At 68.9% G+C, this 14194-nt stretch carries 15 protein-coding genes; 7 read left to right on the plus strand and 8 right to left on the minus strand.

Annotated features, from left to right (window positions below; genetic code table 11):
• Positions 1-40: 40 nt before the first annotated feature.
• Positions 41-541, minus strand: coding sequence for a 5-(carboxyamino)imidazole ribonucleotide mutase (purE, locus tag AC3EO7_RS29715; RefSeq protein ID WP_431964495.1), 501 nt, complete (start codon positions 539-541; stop codon positions 41-43).
• Positions 534-1706 (minus strand): 5-(carboxyamino)imidazole ribonucleotide synthase, encoded by a 1173-nt coding sequence (locus tag AC3EO7_RS29720; RefSeq protein WP_431964550.1) that lies wholly within the window; start codon positions 1704-1706, stop codon positions 534-536. The genes purE and AC3EO7_RS29720 overlap by 8 nt, the downstream gene beginning before the upstream one ends.
• An 87-nt stretch (positions 1707-1793) precedes the next feature.
• On the opposite strand from AC3EO7_RS29720, the gene AC3EO7_RS29725 reads away from it, so the two are divergent.
• Entirely contained in the window at positions 1794-2336 is a 543-nt protein-coding gene (locus AC3EO7_RS29725; RefSeq protein WP_431964493.1) for a GtrA family protein, read from the plus strand.
• A 4-nt stretch (positions 2337-2340) separates the two neighbouring features.
• Here the strand turns inward: AC3EO7_RS29725 and AC3EO7_RS29730 are convergent, their stop codons facing one another.
• From AC3EO7_RS29730 to AC3EO7_RS29740, 3 genes are read right to left on the minus strand one after another with little or no spacing between them, the layout of a single operon-like run.
• Positions 2341-3648: an ATP-binding protein gene (locus AC3EO7_RS29730; protein ID WP_431964491.1), complete on the minus strand. Its 1308-nt coding sequence runs from the start codon at positions 3646-3648 to the stop codon at positions 2341-2343.
• A gap of 1 nt (position 3649) precedes the next feature.
• Positions 3650-4327, minus strand: a complete 678-nt coding sequence (locus AC3EO7_RS29735; protein ID WP_431955974.1) for a response regulator transcription factor — start codon at positions 4325-4327, stop codon at positions 3650-3652.
• Between the two features lie 37 nt (positions 4328-4364).
• Entirely contained in the window at positions 4365-4904 is a 540-nt protein-coding gene (locus tag AC3EO7_RS29740; protein ID WP_431964489.1) for a PH domain-containing protein, read from the minus strand.
• Positions 4905-5106: 202 nt separating this feature from the next.
• On the opposite strand from AC3EO7_RS29740, the gene AC3EO7_RS29745 reads away from it, so the two are divergent.
• The gene (locus tag AC3EO7_RS29745) at positions 5107-6060 is read left to right on the plus strand and encodes an acyl-ACP desaturase (RefSeq protein ID WP_431964487.1); all 954 of its coding nucleotides are present in this window, start codon (positions 5107-5109) and stop codon (positions 6058-6060) included.
• Positions 6061-6068: 8 nt separating this feature from the next.
• Here the strand turns inward: AC3EO7_RS29745 and AC3EO7_RS29750 are convergent, their stop codons facing one another.
• Positions 6069-6890 carry a biotin--[acetyl-CoA-carboxylase] ligase gene (locus AC3EO7_RS29750; RefSeq protein WP_431964485.1) on the minus strand — a complete coding sequence of 274 codons (822 nt, stop codon included), beginning with the start codon at positions 6888-6890 and terminating at the stop codon, positions 6069-6071.
• 51 nt (positions 6891-6941) lie between these two features.
• A complete protein-coding gene (locus tag AC3EO7_RS29755; protein WP_431964483.1) occupies positions 6942-7130 on the minus strand; it encodes a hypothetical protein in 189 nt (62 codons plus the stop codon).
• A 257-nt stretch (positions 7131-7387) separates the two neighbouring features.
• On the opposite strand from AC3EO7_RS29755, the gene AC3EO7_RS29760 reads away from it, so the two are divergent.
• The 3 genes from AC3EO7_RS29760 (at position 7388) to AC3EO7_RS29770 (ending at position 10120) form a co-directional block, all read left to right on the plus strand.
• The gene (locus AC3EO7_RS29760) at positions 7388-9028 is read left to right on the plus strand and encodes an acyl-CoA carboxylase subunit beta (protein WP_431964481.1); all 1641 of its coding nucleotides are present in this window, start codon (positions 7388-7390) and stop codon (positions 9026-9028) included.
• Between the two features lie 133 nt (positions 9029-9161).
• Positions 9162-9485, plus strand: coding sequence for an acyl-CoA carboxylase subunit epsilon (locus AC3EO7_RS29765; protein WP_431964479.1), 324 nt, complete (start codon positions 9162-9164; stop codon positions 9483-9485).
• Positions 9482-10120 carry a nucleoside triphosphate pyrophosphatase gene (locus AC3EO7_RS29770; RefSeq protein WP_435593034.1) on the plus strand — a complete coding sequence of 213 codons (639 nt, stop codon included), beginning with the start codon at positions 9482-9484 and terminating at the stop codon, positions 10118-10120. Before AC3EO7_RS29765 ends, AC3EO7_RS29770 begins: the two co-directional genes overlap by 4 nt.
• Here AC3EO7_RS29770 and AC3EO7_RS29775 read toward each other — a convergent pair.
• Positions 10046-10837, minus strand: coding sequence for a helix-turn-helix transcriptional regulator (locus AC3EO7_RS29775; protein ID WP_435593035.1), 792 nt, complete (start codon positions 10835-10837; stop codon positions 10046-10048). The two genes, AC3EO7_RS29770 and AC3EO7_RS29775, sit on opposite strands and share 75 nt — an antisense overlap.
• A 166-nt stretch (positions 10838-11003) precedes the next feature.
• Between AC3EO7_RS29775 and AC3EO7_RS29780 the strand changes: the two genes are divergently transcribed.
• Both AC3EO7_RS29780 and AC3EO7_RS29785 read left to right on the plus strand, forming a co-directional pair.
• Positions 11004-11912 (plus strand): sulfurtransferase, encoded by a 909-nt coding sequence (locus AC3EO7_RS29780; protein ID WP_431964473.1) that lies wholly within the window; start codon positions 11004-11006, stop codon positions 11910-11912.
• Positions 11913-12277: 365 nt separating this feature from the next.
• Positions 12278-14083, plus strand: a complete 1806-nt coding sequence (locus AC3EO7_RS29785; RefSeq protein WP_431964471.1) for an acetyl/propionyl/methylcrotonyl-CoA carboxylase subunit alpha — start codon at positions 12278-12280, stop codon at positions 14081-14083.
• The last annotated feature ends 111 nt before the right edge of the window (positions 14084-14194 follow it).

Consider the following 14194-nt stretch of genomic DNA (forward strand, 5'->3'; position numbering starts at 1 on the left):
AGACGACCGACGCCCGCGCGCCGGGTGATACGGCCGCACGTCAGCCGAGGAGTTTGGTGCGGAGAGCTTCGTCCTTCTCGAGGACCAGCTTTTCCAGGTCGGACTGGAACTGGGTCATGCGGGTGCGCAGGGCCGGGTCCGCGGCGGCGAGGATGCGGACGGCGAGCAGGCCCGCGTTGCGGGCGCCGCCGATGGAGACGGTCGCGACCGGGACGCCCGCCGGCATCTGCACGATCGACAGCAGCGAGTCCATGCCGTCGAGATACTTCAACGGGACGGGGACGCCGATCACCGGCAGCGGGGTCGCGGAGGCGACCATGCCCGGCAGATGGGCCGCGCCGCCCGCGCCCGCGATGATCACCTGGATGCCGCGGTCGGCCGCGTCGCGCGCGTAGTCGAGCATGCGCTGCGGCGTGCGGTGCGCGGAGACGACGCCCACCTCGAAGGGCACGCCGAACTCGGCCAGCGCCTCGGCGGCCGCCTCCATGGTCGGCCAGTCGGAGTCGCTGCCCATGATCAGGCCAACTCGAGGATTACTCATGGGGGTCCCATCCGTCGGTCCACACCGCGTGCGACATCCAGTGCGCCGCCCGCTCTGCCTTCTCGCGCACCTCGGCCACGTCGTCGCCGAGGATGTTGATGTGCCCGATCTTGCGATCGAGGCGCTCGCCCTTGCCGTACAGGTGCACCTTCGCCTCCGGCAGCCTGGCGAAGAGGTGATGCAGCCGCTCGTCCATCGACATCTCGGGCGCCTGCGCCGCACCGAGGATGTTGGCCATCACGGTGACCGGAGCCAGCGGACTGGTGTCGCCGAGCGGATAGTCCAGCACCGCGCGCAGATGCTGCTCGAACTGCCCGGTGCGCGCGCCGTCCATGCCCCAGTGGCCGGAGTTGTGCGGGCGCATCGCCAGCTCGTTCACCAGCAGCGCGCCGTCGTGGGTCTCGAAGAGCTCGACGGCCATGGCGCCGACCACGCCGAGCTGGGCGGCCAGGTTCAGCGCCAGGGTCTCGGCCTCGGCGGCCTGCGCGTCGGCCAGATCGGGCGCGGGCGCGATCACCACCGCGCACTGACCGTTGCGCTGCACGGTCTCCACCACCGGCCAGGTCGCGGCCTGACCGAACGGCGAACGGGCCACCATCGCCGAGAGCTCGCGCTTCAGATCGACCTTCGCCTCGGCGAGCAGCCGCACCCCGTGCGCGAGCTGATCGGTGACGATCCGCTCGGTCTCGTCGGCATCGGCGGGCATCCAGACGCCGCGGCCGTCGTAACCGCCGCTCACCGCCTTCAGCACGAACGGCCAGCCGTGCTCGTCGCCGAAGCGCACCGCGTCGGCCGCCTCGGCGACCGTGGTGAACGCGGGCACCGGAACGCCGAGCTCGGCGAGCTTGGTGCGCATGGCCAGCTTGTCCTGGGCGTACACCAGGGCCTGCGGCGGCGGCTGCACGTTGACGCCCTCGGCGACCAGCGCCGCGAGGTGTTCGGTCGGCACGTGCTCGTGATCGAAGGTCAGCGCGTGCGAACCGACCGCGGCCTTGCGCAGCGCGGCGAGATCGGTGTGGCTGCCGAGCACCACGTCGGGACTGACCTGTGCGGCCGGGTCCTCTGGGTTCTCGGCCAGCACCCGTAGCCGCTGGCCGAGCGCGATTGCGGCCTGATGGGTCATCCGCGCCAACTGACCGCCACCGATCATGGTGACGGTGGGCATGGCGGCTTGGTCGAAGGAACGGGTGCTCACGTCGTGCAATCTTGTCATGTCCGGCCGCCATGACCGCTACCGGTACACTCGGCTCTCGTGTCTTTCGTCGACGGCGTGGTCAGCGTCCTCCCCCAGCCCCTGCGGGAGATGGCCTACCGCCATCACGAGCTGATCAAGTTCGCCATCGTCGGCGCGACGACCTTCGTGATCGACAGCGGCATCTTCTACGCGCTCAAATGGACGGTGCTGACCGAGAAACCGGTCACCGCGAAGATCATCTCGGGCGTCATCGCCGTGATCGCCTCCTACATCCTGAACCGGGAGTGGTCGTTCAAGAACCGCGGCGGCCGGGAACGCCACCATGAAGCCCTGCTGTTCTTCGTGGTCAGCGGCGTCGGGGTGGTGTTGAGCAACATCCCGCTGTGGATCTCCAGCTACGTGTTCGACCTGCGGCAGCCGAACGTCAGCTTCACCGTCGAGAACGTCGCCGACTTCGTCAGCGCCTTCGTCATCGGTAACTTCCTGCAGATGGCCTTCCGCTTCTGGTCGATGCGCCGCTGGGTCTTCCCAGACGAGATGACCGAGCTGGAGGCCGAGCTCGAGGAGCTCATCGAAGAGGAACAGCTGGGACGCAGCTGACGTCTCAGCGCGGCTCGGGGACCGTGCCCGCCGTCCGTGCGGACACCCACGACCCGAGGAACACCGCGAACAGCGCGGGCCTGCGGCGCTGCAATTCCAAGCGACCGCCGTCCGCCTCGATCAACGCGCGCGCCAAGGCCAGGCCGACACCCGTCGACCCGCCCGCCGAGAAGCCGCGATCGAAGATGTGCGGCGCCAACTCGTCGCGCACGCCTTCCCCCTCGTCGGCCACTTCCACGCACACCAGCGGCTCGCGGGCATTGCCTGGACGGACCGTGCGCACCGACACCGTGCAGGTGCCGCCGCCGTGCATGAGCGCGTTGTCGATGAGCACCGTCACCGCCTCCCGCAGGCGCGACGCGGTGATCGGCGCGCGCAGCGACGCGTCACCGGTCAGCACCAGGTTGCGGCCCGCCTCGGCGAACGGGTGCGTCCACTCGGTGACGATCCCGCACAGCTCGTCCATCACCGGGATCGGATCGCGGTCGGCGGCGTCCTCGTCGCGGGAGGCGCGGACCAGTTCGTCGATGGCGTCGGTGAGCCGGTCGACCTGCGCCATCGCCTCCTCGGCCTCGTGCACCACCTCGGGGTCGGCGTGCGCGGAGAGTTCGTCGAGCCGCAGCCGCACCGCCGTCAGACGGCTGCGCAGCTGATGGGAGACGTCGGCGACCAGCGCGTGCTCGCGTTGCAGCCTGCCCGCGATCTCGACGGTGGCCGAGTCGAGCACGTCGGAGACCCGGTCCAGTTCGGAGATGCCGTGGCGGCGCGGATCGGGGCGGAAATCGCCCATAGCCAGCCGCGCCGCGCGCGCCGCGACGTCGCGCAGCGGGTCGGCGACACGGCGCGCGGTCACCACCGCGACCGTGACGGCCGCGCCGAGCGAGGCGAGCACGGCCAGCGCCACGACCGCGACAGCCTGCCGCTGCCGCGCGTGCATCGGTCCCGCGGGCACCTCCAGGCGCAGCGATCCCGAGGTCCCCATGGACAGCGACTCCACCAGCGGGTCCGGCACCGAGTCCGCGCCGATGTCGAGACGCGAGGCGTTGTCCTGCGGGCTCGGGTAGACGATCGTGAGCTTGCCGTCCTCCGGCACCAGCGGGCGCACCACGCGCACGTCGAGGCCGCCGCGCACCAGGCCGTCGCCCTGCTCCTGGGTGATGACCTCGGTGGCGATCCGGTCCAGCCTGCTCTGCAGGTCGTTGCGGGTGATGTCCTCGACCCACAGCCAGGCCGTGTAGGTCAGCGGCACGCCGAGCACGACCGTCGTGATGGTCAGCACGGTCAGCATCGACCGCAGGATCCGGCGCCGCACGTCAGTCGGTGTTCAGCCGGAAGCCGACGCCGCGCACCGTGACGATGCGCCGCTCGGCCATCGGCCCCTCGTCACCGATCTTGCGGCGCAGCCAGGACATGTGCATGTCCAGCGTCTTGGAGCCGCGCAATTCGGCGTCGCCCCAGACCTCGCGCAGGATCGTCTCGCGCGGCACCACCTGACCGGCCCGGTCGATGAGCACCTTGAGCAGTTCGTACTCCTTGTTGGCCAGACCGACCTCGGCGCCGTTGACCAGCACCCGGCGCGCGGCGGGCTCCAGCCGAATGCCGCCGACCTCGACGGCCTCGTCACCGATTCCGCTGCGGCGCAACAACGCTCGCACGCGGGCCAGCAACTCGGCGAGCCGGAACGGCTTGCCGACGTAATCGTCGGCGCCCGCGTCCAGCCCGACCACGAAATCCACCTCGTCGGTGCGCGCGGTGAGCATCAACACGGCCAGATCGGCGCCGCGGGCGCGCACCTGCCTGCACACCTCCAGCCCGTCCATGCCGGGCAGGCCGAGGTCGAGAATCAGCAGGTCGTGGTTGCCCTCGAGCGCGCGGCGCAGCACGGCGGGGCCGAAGCTCTCCACGGTGACGTGATAACCCTCGCGCCCCAACGCGCGCGACAGCGGGGCGGCGATGGCCTCGTCGTCTTCGGCCAGGAGTACGGCGGTCATGCAAACAGATTACGGATCGTCGGCGACGACGCCGGACTCATCGATAGCCGCCCGCCTGACCGTACCCGTGCTGATTGCTCGATCGGCTCACCTCGAACACCTGGTGGTAGAGCAAGGCGTGCACCTCCTGCACGCCGGGGATGTCGTCGTATTCGAGCGGCTCCTCCGAGGACGAGCCGATGATCAGGGTGCCGGTGCCGAGCATCCTGTCGAACAGCCCGTGCCGGAACTGGACGCTGGAGATGCGGCTCATCGGAATGTCGATGCCGGTGTGGGTGAGCACGCCCTGACGGACGAGCACGCGCCGCTCGGTGACGATGAAGTGCGTCGTCTTCCAGCTGAGAATCGGTGCGACACAACGCCATAGGACGATCGCGAGCCAGATGGCGAAGACCACGACGAGCACCGCGGTCCTGGCGCTCTCCGGGGTGTTGCGGTATGCCAGACCCCCCGCGAAACCGGCCAGCGCCGTGGCCGCGATGAGCGTCACGATGGGCCAGAAGAGCATCTTCCAATGCGGATGGCGATGGAGTATCAACTGCTCGTCGGGTGCGAGCACATCCTCCGGATAACCCATGGAGGGAACCCTACCCCGGCAAGATGCCGAAATGCCTGACACCGGCCCCCGTGTGCTGCACAATCGTCAGCTTGCGGGAGACCGCGTCACTCGGCTGTTTTCGCACTGCGCTCGACCTGATTCGCCTGCTCTACCAGCTCGGCCCCGACCAGCAGACAACCGCTCGGCAAGACGTGCACCGACGACGACTGTGGAGGCGTGTGTGACCAGGGATCTGACTCAGCTCGAAATTCTGATCGAACTCGAACCGGTGGCCGAACAGAACGTGCACCGGCACCTGTCGATGGCGAAGGACTGGCACCCGCACGACTACGTACCGTGGAACGAAGGACGCAACTTCGCCGCGATGGGCGGCGTCGACTGGGATCCCGAACAGTCCACGCTGAGCGACGTGGCCAAGGCCTCGATGATCACCAACCTGCTCACCGAGGACAACCTGCCCTCCTACCACCGCCTGATCTCGGAGAACTTCAGCAGCGACGGCGCGTGGGGCACCTGGGTGGGCCGCTGGACCGCCGAGGAGAACCGGCACGGCATCGTCCTGCGCGACTACCTGGTGGTCACCCGCGGCGTGGACCCGGTCGCACTGGAACAGGCCAGGATGATCCACATGACCCAGGGCGTCCACGCGCCGGCGGATTGGGGCGGCTTCCTGGTCAACGTCGCGTACGTGACCTTTCAGGAGCTCGCGACCCGGGTCAGCCACCGCAACACCGGCAAGGTCTGCGACGACCCGGTCGCCGACCGCATGCTGCAGCGCATCGCCGCCGACGAGAACCTGCACATGATCTTCTACCGCAACATGTGCGGCGCGGCCCTCGACCTGGCTCCCGACCAGGCGATGATCGCACTGACCCAGGTGCTGACCAATTTCGTCATGCCGGGCGCCGGGATGCCGAACTTCCGCCGCAACGGCGTGCTCATGGCCAAGCACGGCATCTACGACCTGCGCCAGCACCTCGACGAGGTGGTGAACCCGGTGCTCAACAAGTGGGACGTCTTCGAACGCAACGATTTCGGGCCGCGCGGCGAGCAGGCGCGCGAGCGGCTCGCCGCGTTCGTCGAGAAGCTCGCCCGCGATGTGCTCAAGTTCGAGGAGCAGCGCGACCGCATGTTCGCCAGGGAGGCGGCGAAGGGGGACCTGCAGCGCGCCTGACGGCGATCTCAGTAGTCGGCGCGCAAATGGGTGACGTCGCCCGCGGACACCGCGTAGTCCCCGATCAGCAAGCGCCCGCCCGCGTCGATGCCGGTCGCGATACCCGTGCGGGTCTGCCCGCCGGGTAGTTCTGCGCGCACGTCCATGCCGAGCGTGGCGCAGCGCTCGCGGTAGGCGTCGGCCAGGTCGCCGGTCGCCCACGAGGCGTCGCGCCAGTCGGTGAAGCGGCGCGCGAACTCGGTCAGCAGCGACTGCGCGACCAGGGTACGGTCGGTCTGCGCGGCGCCGGCCAGCGTGAGCGAGATGGCATGCGGCACCGGCAATTCGGCTTCCGTGAGGCTCACGTTCACACCGACCCCGACCACCACCGTCGGAACGTCGCCGCTCGCGGCCACCTCGGCGAGGATGCCCGCCACCTTGCGACCGCCGATCAGGACGTCGTTGGGCCATTTCAGCATCGCGTCCACACCCGACGTCGCACGCAGCGCGTCCACCGCGGCCACGCCGGTGAGCAGCGGCAGCCAGCCCAGCGCCGCGGGCTCGATGCCGGGCAGTCGCACCAGCATCGACAGGGCGATCTGCGCCCGCGGCGGGCTCACCCAGGTGCGCGCGTGCCGACCGCGGCCCGCCTCCTGCGCTTCGGCGATCAAGACGCGGTGGTCGTCGGATGTCGCGGCCGCGGCGATGAGATCGGCGTTGGTGGAACCGGTGGACTCCACCACCTCCACGCGGGAGAAGAAGCCGGCGTAGTCGCTCTCGGCGAGACCCCGCCGCAACTGCTCGGCATCCAGAGGCGGTCGATGCGCTGTATCGGGCGGTGGCGTCTGCACGGACGTGCAGGCTACTAGCTCCCGTCCCGAGCCGGGACGGGAGCTGGTGTGTCAGCCCGCGAGGTCGTAGCCGGCCATGATCATGCCCGGCTCTCGTTCCCCGCGCGCCCCGTTGTCCGCGGCAGCCTCTTCCTCGTCGGTCTCCGGATCGAGGATGGTCGGCTCGGCCTCGCGAACTCCCCAATGCGTCCACGCCGCCGCCGTGGCGTACTCGGCGACGGTTCTACCCCACTCCCACATGTCTGGCTCCTCCCCATGAGCCGAAAAATGGACTCCCTGAGGGTATCCGGACGCCGCGCACCGGCGAAACCGATTTTCCGGCGGCGCCCGCGGACGGCGACCCGGCGCCTCGCCGGACCCGGTTTCGGGCACCCGGCGGCGCCTCGTATACGACCGTGGAATTTTCCCTCTGAGCCCTTGTCCACCTGGGCTTTTCTACTAGCGGGTAGCCCCTACTGGGTTAGAAAGACCAACTGCCACTGGTTACACTCCGAGCCATGACGAGTGTCCAGCAGCAGTCCGCATCCGGTTCGGCGGGCGAACCCGATATCCACACCACGGCCGGGAAACTGGCTGACCTGCGGAATCGGCTGGAAGAGGCCAAGCACCCGATGGGTGAGGCGGCGGTCGACAAGGTGCACGCCAAGGGCAAGATGACCGCCCGGGAACGCATCCTCGCGCTGCTGGACGAGGGCTCTTTCGTGGAACTCGACGCGCTCGCCCGCCACCGCAGCGTCAACTTCGGGCTGGAGAACAACCGCCCGCTCGGCGACGGCGTGGTGACCGGTTACGGCACCATCGACGGCCGCGACGTGTGCATCTTCAGCCAGGACGTCACCGTCTTCGGCGGCAGCCTCGGCGAGGTGTACGGCGAGAAGATCGTCAAGGTCATGGACCTGGCGCTCAAGACGGGCCGTCCGCTGATCGGCATCAACGAGGGCGCGGGCGCGCGCATCCAGGAGGGCGTCGTCTCGCTCGGCCTCTACGGCGAGATCTTCCACCGCAACATCCAGGCCTCCGGCGTGATCCCGCAGATCTCGCTGATCATGGGCCCGGCCGCGGGCGGCCACGTCTACTCCCCCGCGCTGACCGACTTCGTGGTGATGGTCGACGGCACCAGCCAGATGTTCGTCACCGGTCCGGACGTCATCAAGACGGTCACCGGCGAGGACGTCACCATGGAGGACCTGGGCGGCGCGCACACCCACATGACCAAGTCCGGTGTGGCGCACTACGTGGCCTCCGGCGAGCAGGACGCGCTGGACTACGTCAAGGATCTGCTGAGCTACCTGCCGAGCAACAACCGCGCCGAAGCCCCGCGCTTCGCGCCCACCGACCCGATCGACGGCGCCATCGAGGAGTCCCTCACCGAGGAAGACCTCGAGCTGGACACGATCATCCCCGACTCGCCGAACCAGCCGTACGACATGCACGAGGTGATCCGTCGCCTGCTCGACGACGACGAGTTCCTCGAGGTGCAGGCCGAGCGCGCGATGAACATCATCGTCGGTTTCGGGCGCGTCGACGGCCGCAGCGTCGGCATCGTGGCCAACCAGCCCACCCAGTTCGCGGGCTGCCTCGACATCGACGCCTCGGAGAAGGCCGCGCGCTTCGTGCGCACCTGCGACGCGTTCAACATCCCGATCATCACCCTTGTCGACGTTCCCGGCTTCCTGCCCGGCACCGGCCAGGAGTACAACGGCATCATCCGGCGCGGCGCGAAGCTGCTCTACGCCTACGGTGAGGCCACTGTGGGCAAAATCACGATCATCACCCGCAAGGCCTACGGCGGCGCCTACGACGTCATGGGTTCCAAGCACATGGGCGCCGACGTGAACCTCGCGTGGCCGACCGCTCAGATCGCCGTGATGGGCGCTTCCGGCGCCGTCGGATTCGTCTACCGCAAGCAGCTGCAGCAGGCCGCCAAGGACGGCAACGACGTCGATGCGCTGCGGCTCGAGCTGCAGAACGAGTACGAGGACACTCTCGTGAACCCCTACGTCGCCGCCGAGCGCGGCTACGTGGACGCGGTCATCCCGCCGTCGCACACCCGCGGTCAGATCGTGTCCGCGCTGCGACTGCTGGAGCGCAAGATGGTGACCCTTCCGCCCAAGAAGCACGGCAACATCCCGCTCTGATTCGGCGATAACCTCGGTGAGCCGCGCACACTGGTTGCAGAGACGCAATGAGTGAAACCGAGGATGATTATCGCGTCATCCCGTTTCGGGTGAGGGACTACGCCCGATCGAGCTAGAGGAAGGATCTGGCACTGTGACGACCGTGGCAGAGGAAGACGTGTTGACCGCCGCCGAGTTGGATCTCGCAGTCGACCCGATCGCGGAAGAGGTCGAGGCGGTCACCGTTGGCACGGCCGCCGCCGATGCGGGCGAGCAGCCGTTCATTCGAATCGTCAAGGGCGCTCCGAGCGACGAGGAGATCGCCGCGCTGGTGTGCGTGTTCTCCGCCGCCGCGAACGCCTCGGGCGCCGCGGCCTCGACCGGCCCCGCCGACGGGTGGGGACGCCCGACCATGTTGCACCGCGGCTCGTCGCCGTTCTCGCCGTACGCCTTCCCGCAGCTGTCGCACCTTCGGTGACGACGACGCTGGTTCTCGCGTCCGCGTCACCGGCCCGCCGAGAGGTGTTGCGCTCGGCGGGCATCGACCCGGTGGTCCGGGTCTCCGACGTGGACGAGGACGCGGTCGCGGCGGCGCTGCCCGCCGACACCACCCCGCAGACCGTCGTCGTCGAGCTGGCCAGGGCCAAGGCGGCCGCCGTCGCCGCCACCATCCCCGAATACGCCGCCGATTGCGTTGTCGTGGGCTGCGATTCGATGCTGCTGGTGGACGGCGTCCTGCAGGGCAAGCCGCACACCCCCGAGGTGGCGCGGGCCCGCTGGGCCGACATGGCCGGGCGCAGCGCCGATCTGATCACCGGGCACTGTGTGCTGCGGATGCGTGACGGTGAGATCGTCACCGAGGCGGTGGACTGCAGTGCCACCACGGTGCACTTCGCGAAGCCGGAACCCGGCGAGCTGGACGCCTACATCGCCACGGGCGAGCCGCTGCAGGTGGCGGGCGCGTTCACGTTGGACGGGCTCGGCGGCTGGTTCGTCGACCGGATCGACGGCGATCCGTCGAGCGTCATCGGTATCGGTCTACCACTGCTGCGCCGACTGCTTGGCGACGTTGGGGTCGGCATTGCGCAGTTGTGGCGCCACACGGCCCAGTAGCGGCGGCGTGAGGGGCGGTTCCGCACCGCCCGGCTCGGCCCCGACGGGCACCGACGCCGTCTCGCGATTCTCCTGATTCCGGCGGGCCAGGTGTTCGAGCCGGGTCAGGCAAAGCTCCGGTTCCACGAACGGGTGCAGCCGGACGTTCACCTCGCCGCGCACGCCGTTGCGGTCCAGCACTTCTCTGATCAACCCGAGATGCACGCCGCATACCACCTCGGAGTGCGTGCGGGCCAGCTCGCGGAGGGGGCAGGCGGTCATCCGGATCAGGATCTCGTCGTCGTTCTCGGCGGCCGGATCGCGTTCCGGCGCGAACCCGAGTTCCGAGAGCAAGGTCAGCGTGACGTCTCTGGCGTCCTCCAGTGACTCCACGGGGTGATCACCGGCGTCGAGCTTGCCGCCCCAGGCGCGCCCGGCCGCGACGGCTGCCTCCGAGCGGCGGCGCGGGTCGAGACCGAGCTGGTCGGCGAGCACCTGCGCCAGTTCCTGATACCCGACCGAGCGCTGGACCGCGCTGTAGCCGATGCGCGGGCGGCCGCGGCCGCGCGGAGGTTGCTGGAATTGCCGAACGAGGGATTCCTTGGTGAGCACATCCAGGTGAAATCGCACCGTCGTGACGTGCTGTCCGGTGATTCTGGCCAGTTCTTGGGCATCGAGAGGCTCGCTTGCGCCACGTAGGATCGCGAGCAGTCGCCGCCGCGGCCAGGAATCCGACATAGCTCACCCCTCCTCCCGGGAGACTTTATCGGATGAGGGTGCGATTTATTCGCCCAATCAGCCGATTCGTGATCTGAAACGAGTTTCACTATCGCCTCACATTTAACATCGCAGTGAGACCCGAACCGCTGTAACCACCGTCTACCTCGTGTGAAGGACCCATATCGTGCCCGTTGCCCCGGACGCCCATCCCTCATTCGGAACGTACGCACATCCTCACCGACTAGTAACCACAGAGTGGCTGTCGGCAAACATAGGCGCGCCGGGACTCAGGATCGTGGAGTCCAATGAGGACATCTTGCTCTACGACATCGGACACGTCCCCGGGGCCGTCAAGATCGATTGGCGCGGCGATCTCAACGATCCGGTCACGCGTGACTATATCGACGGGGCGCGTTTCACCGAACTGATGCGGGCCAAGGGCATCGCCCTCGACGACACGGTGGTCATCTACGGAGATCGGGGAAACGCACAGGCCGCGCACACGTTGTGGCTGTTCACGCTCTTCGGGCACGAGGACGTGCGGCTGCTCGACGGCGGACGCGAGGCGTGGATCTCGGAGGCACGGGACACCACCTTCGACACCCCCAACCTCCCGCCGAGCGACTACCCCGCGGTACACCGCGACGACGCGACCGAGCGCGCCTTCCGCGACGACGTGCTCGCCCACCTCGGCAAGCCGCTGCTCGACGTGCGCTCCCCCGAGGAGTACTCCGGCGAGCTCACCCCCAAGCCGGACAGTCCCGAGGACGCGGCGCTGCGCGGCGGCCACATCCCCACGGCGCTGAACATCCCGTGGGACCGTTCGCTCGGCTCGGACGGACGTTTCCGCTCGCGCGCCGAACTGGATACGATCTACGCGCCGGTCGGCGGCGCCGACGACCTGGTCGTCTACAGCCGCGTCGGCGAGCGCTCCAGCCACACCTGGTTCGTGCTGACCTACCTGCTCGGCTACGGTACGGTCCGCAACTACGACGGCTCGTGGACCGAATGGGGCAATTCGGTTCGGATGCCCATCGCCAAGGGGACTGAACCGGGCGAGGTTCCGACCGCCCCTCGGCGAGGCCGCAAGTAGGCGTACCTCCGCCTTCGCTCCGGCCGTGCGCGGGGCTGTGGACGGACTGCGTCCGGCGGCGTCTGATCGGCGTACCTCCGGCCTTCGGTCCGGCCGTGCGCGGAACTGTGGACGGACTGCGCCCGGTAACGCTCGCCGACCCGAATCGGGGCTGGATCACACCGGATGCGATTGTGTGATGCGCGACCTACTGTTCAGTAGGGCTATCCGAGTTCGGCGTCTGTTGGCAGACTGCCTACACTCGCCCCAGACGAAAACTGTCGTCACGGGCACGGGGCCTGCGCGGTGTTCCGACCCCTACCGGGAACGGGCCATCTGCGGCCCCATCCCGCGAAGCGACCAGAAGATTGCAACCAGGAGGCTCAGTGCCCAGCCATGCCAGCGCGCGGATCACGAAGGTACTCGTAGCTAATCGAGGCGAGATCGCCGTGCGTGTGATCCGGGCGGCCAAGGACGCCGGCATCGCCAGTGTCGCGGTGTACGCCGAGCCCGACGCCGATGCGCCCTTCGTGAAGCTCGCCGACGAGGCGTTCGCGCTGGGCGGTCAGACCTCGGCCGAGTCGTACCTCGTGTTCGACAAGATCCTCGACGCCGCCGCCAAGGCGGGCGCGGACGCGATCCACCCCGGCTACGGCTTCCTCTCGGAGAACGCCGACTTCGCCCAGGCCGTGATCGACGCCGGTTTGATCTGGATCGGCCCGTCGCCGCAGTCCATCCGCGATCTGGGTGACAAGGTGACCGCCCGGCACATCGCCGAGCGCGCGAACGCCCCGATGGCCGCGGGCACCAAGGACCCGGTGAAGAACGCCGACGAGGTCGTCGAGTTCGCCAAGCAGTACGGCGTGCCGGTCGCGATCAAGGCCGCGTTCGGCGGCGGCGGTCGCGGCATGAAGGTCGCGCACACCATCGAGGAGATCCCCGAGCTGTTCGAGTCGGCCACCCGCGAGGCGACCGCGGCGTTCGGCCGTGGTGAGTGCTTCGTCGAGCAGTACCTGGACAAGGCCCGCCACGTCGAGGCGCAGGTGATCGCCGACAAGCACGGCAACGTCGTGGTCGCGGGCACCCGCGACTGCTCGCTGCAGCGCCGGTTCCAGAAGCTGGTCGAGGAAGCGCCCGCGCCCTTCCTGTCGGACGAGGTGCGCGCCAAGATCCACGAGTCCGCCAAGCGGATCTGCCGCGAGGCCCACTACTACGGCGCGGGCACCGTGGAGTACCTGGTGCAGGGCGAGACGGTGTCGTTCCTCGAGGTGAACACCCGCCTGCAGGTCGAGCACCCGGTCACCGAGGAGACCGCGGGCATCGACCTGGTGCGTCAGCAGTTCCGCATCGCCAACGGCGAAGAGCTGGAGCTCGAGGAAGACCCGGCCCCGCGCGGCCACTCCTTCGAGTTCCGCATCAACGGCGAGGACGCGGGCCGCGGCTTCCTGCCCGCCCCCGGCCCGGTCGAGGTCTACCGCGAGCCGTCGGGCCCCGGCGTGCGCGTCGACTCCGGCGTGGTAGCGGGCAGCGTGATCGGCGGACAGTTCGACTCGATGCTGGCCAAGCTGATCGTCACCGGCGAGAACCGCACCCAGGCGCTGGAGCGCGCGCGCCGCGCCCTGGCCGAGTTCCAGGTCGAGGGCCTGGCCACGGTCATCCCGTTCCACCGCGCCATCGTCGAGGACCCCGCGTTCATCGGTGACGGCGAGAAGTTCGACGTCTACACCAAGTGGATCGAAACCGAGTGGACCAACAACATCGAGCCCTACACCGGTAGCGGCGCCCCGGCCGACGAGGACGAGGAGCTGCCCCGGCAGAAGGTCGTCGTCGAGGTCGGCGGTCGCCGTGTCGAGGTCTCGCTGCCCGGCAACTTCACCGTGGGTGCCGGCGCCGCAGGTGCGGCGAGCAACGGCGCCGGTGTGATCCGCAAGAAGCCGAAGCCGCGCAAGCGTGGCGGTGCGGGCGGCGGCGCTGCCTCCGGTGACGCGGTCACCGCGCCGATGCAGGGCACCGTGGTCAAGGTGGCCGTCGAAGAGGGCCAGTCCGTGGAAGCGGGCGACCTGATCGTGGTGCTCGAGGCCATGAAGATGGAGAACCCCGTCAACGCGCACAAGGCGGGCGTCGTCACCGGTCTCGCCGTCGAGGCGGGCGCCGCGATCACCCAGGGCACGGTGCTGGCCGAGATCAAGTAAGGCGTACCGCGCCTCCGCTGTTCGCAGCGCTGAGGACGGATTGCGTCCGGCCGTGCCCACCGGGCCCGGCCGACACCGCACGAGAGCGGGCGATGGACAACGGAGTCCACG

It is taken from the genome of Nocardia sp. bgisy118 (genome assembly GCF_057708605.1).

What these genes read in the sequence shown, in the direction of transcription:
- purE (WP_431964495.1), bottom strand. Translation starts at nt 541, where the DNA reads ATGAGTAATCCTCGAGTTGGCCTGATCATGGGCAGCGACTCCGACTGG.
- AC3EO7_RS29720 (WP_431964550.1), bottom strand. Translation starts at nt 1,706, where the DNA reads ATGCCCACCGTCACCATGATCGGTGGCGGTCAGTTGGCGCGGATGACC.
- AC3EO7_RS29735 (WP_431955974.1), bottom strand. Translation starts at nt 4,327, where the DNA reads ATGACCGCCGTACTCCTGGCCGAAGACGACGAGGCCATCGCCGCCCCG.
- AC3EO7_RS29740 (WP_431964489.1), bottom strand. Translation starts at nt 4,904, where the DNA reads ATGGGTTATCCGGAGGATGTGCTCGCACCCGACGAGCAGTTGATACTC.
- AC3EO7_RS29755 (WP_431964483.1), bottom strand. Translation starts at nt 7,130, where the DNA reads ATGTGGGAGTGGGGTAGAACCGTCGCCGAGTACGCCACGGCGGCGGCG.
- AC3EO7_RS29760 (WP_431964481.1), top strand. Translation starts at nt 7,388, where the DNA reads ATGACGAGTGTCCAGCAGCAGTCCGCATCCGGTTCGGCGGGCGAACCC.
- AC3EO7_RS29775 (WP_435593035.1), bottom strand. Translation starts at nt 10,837, where the DNA reads ATGTCGGATTCCTGGCCGCGGCGGCGACTGCTCGCGATCCTACGTGGC.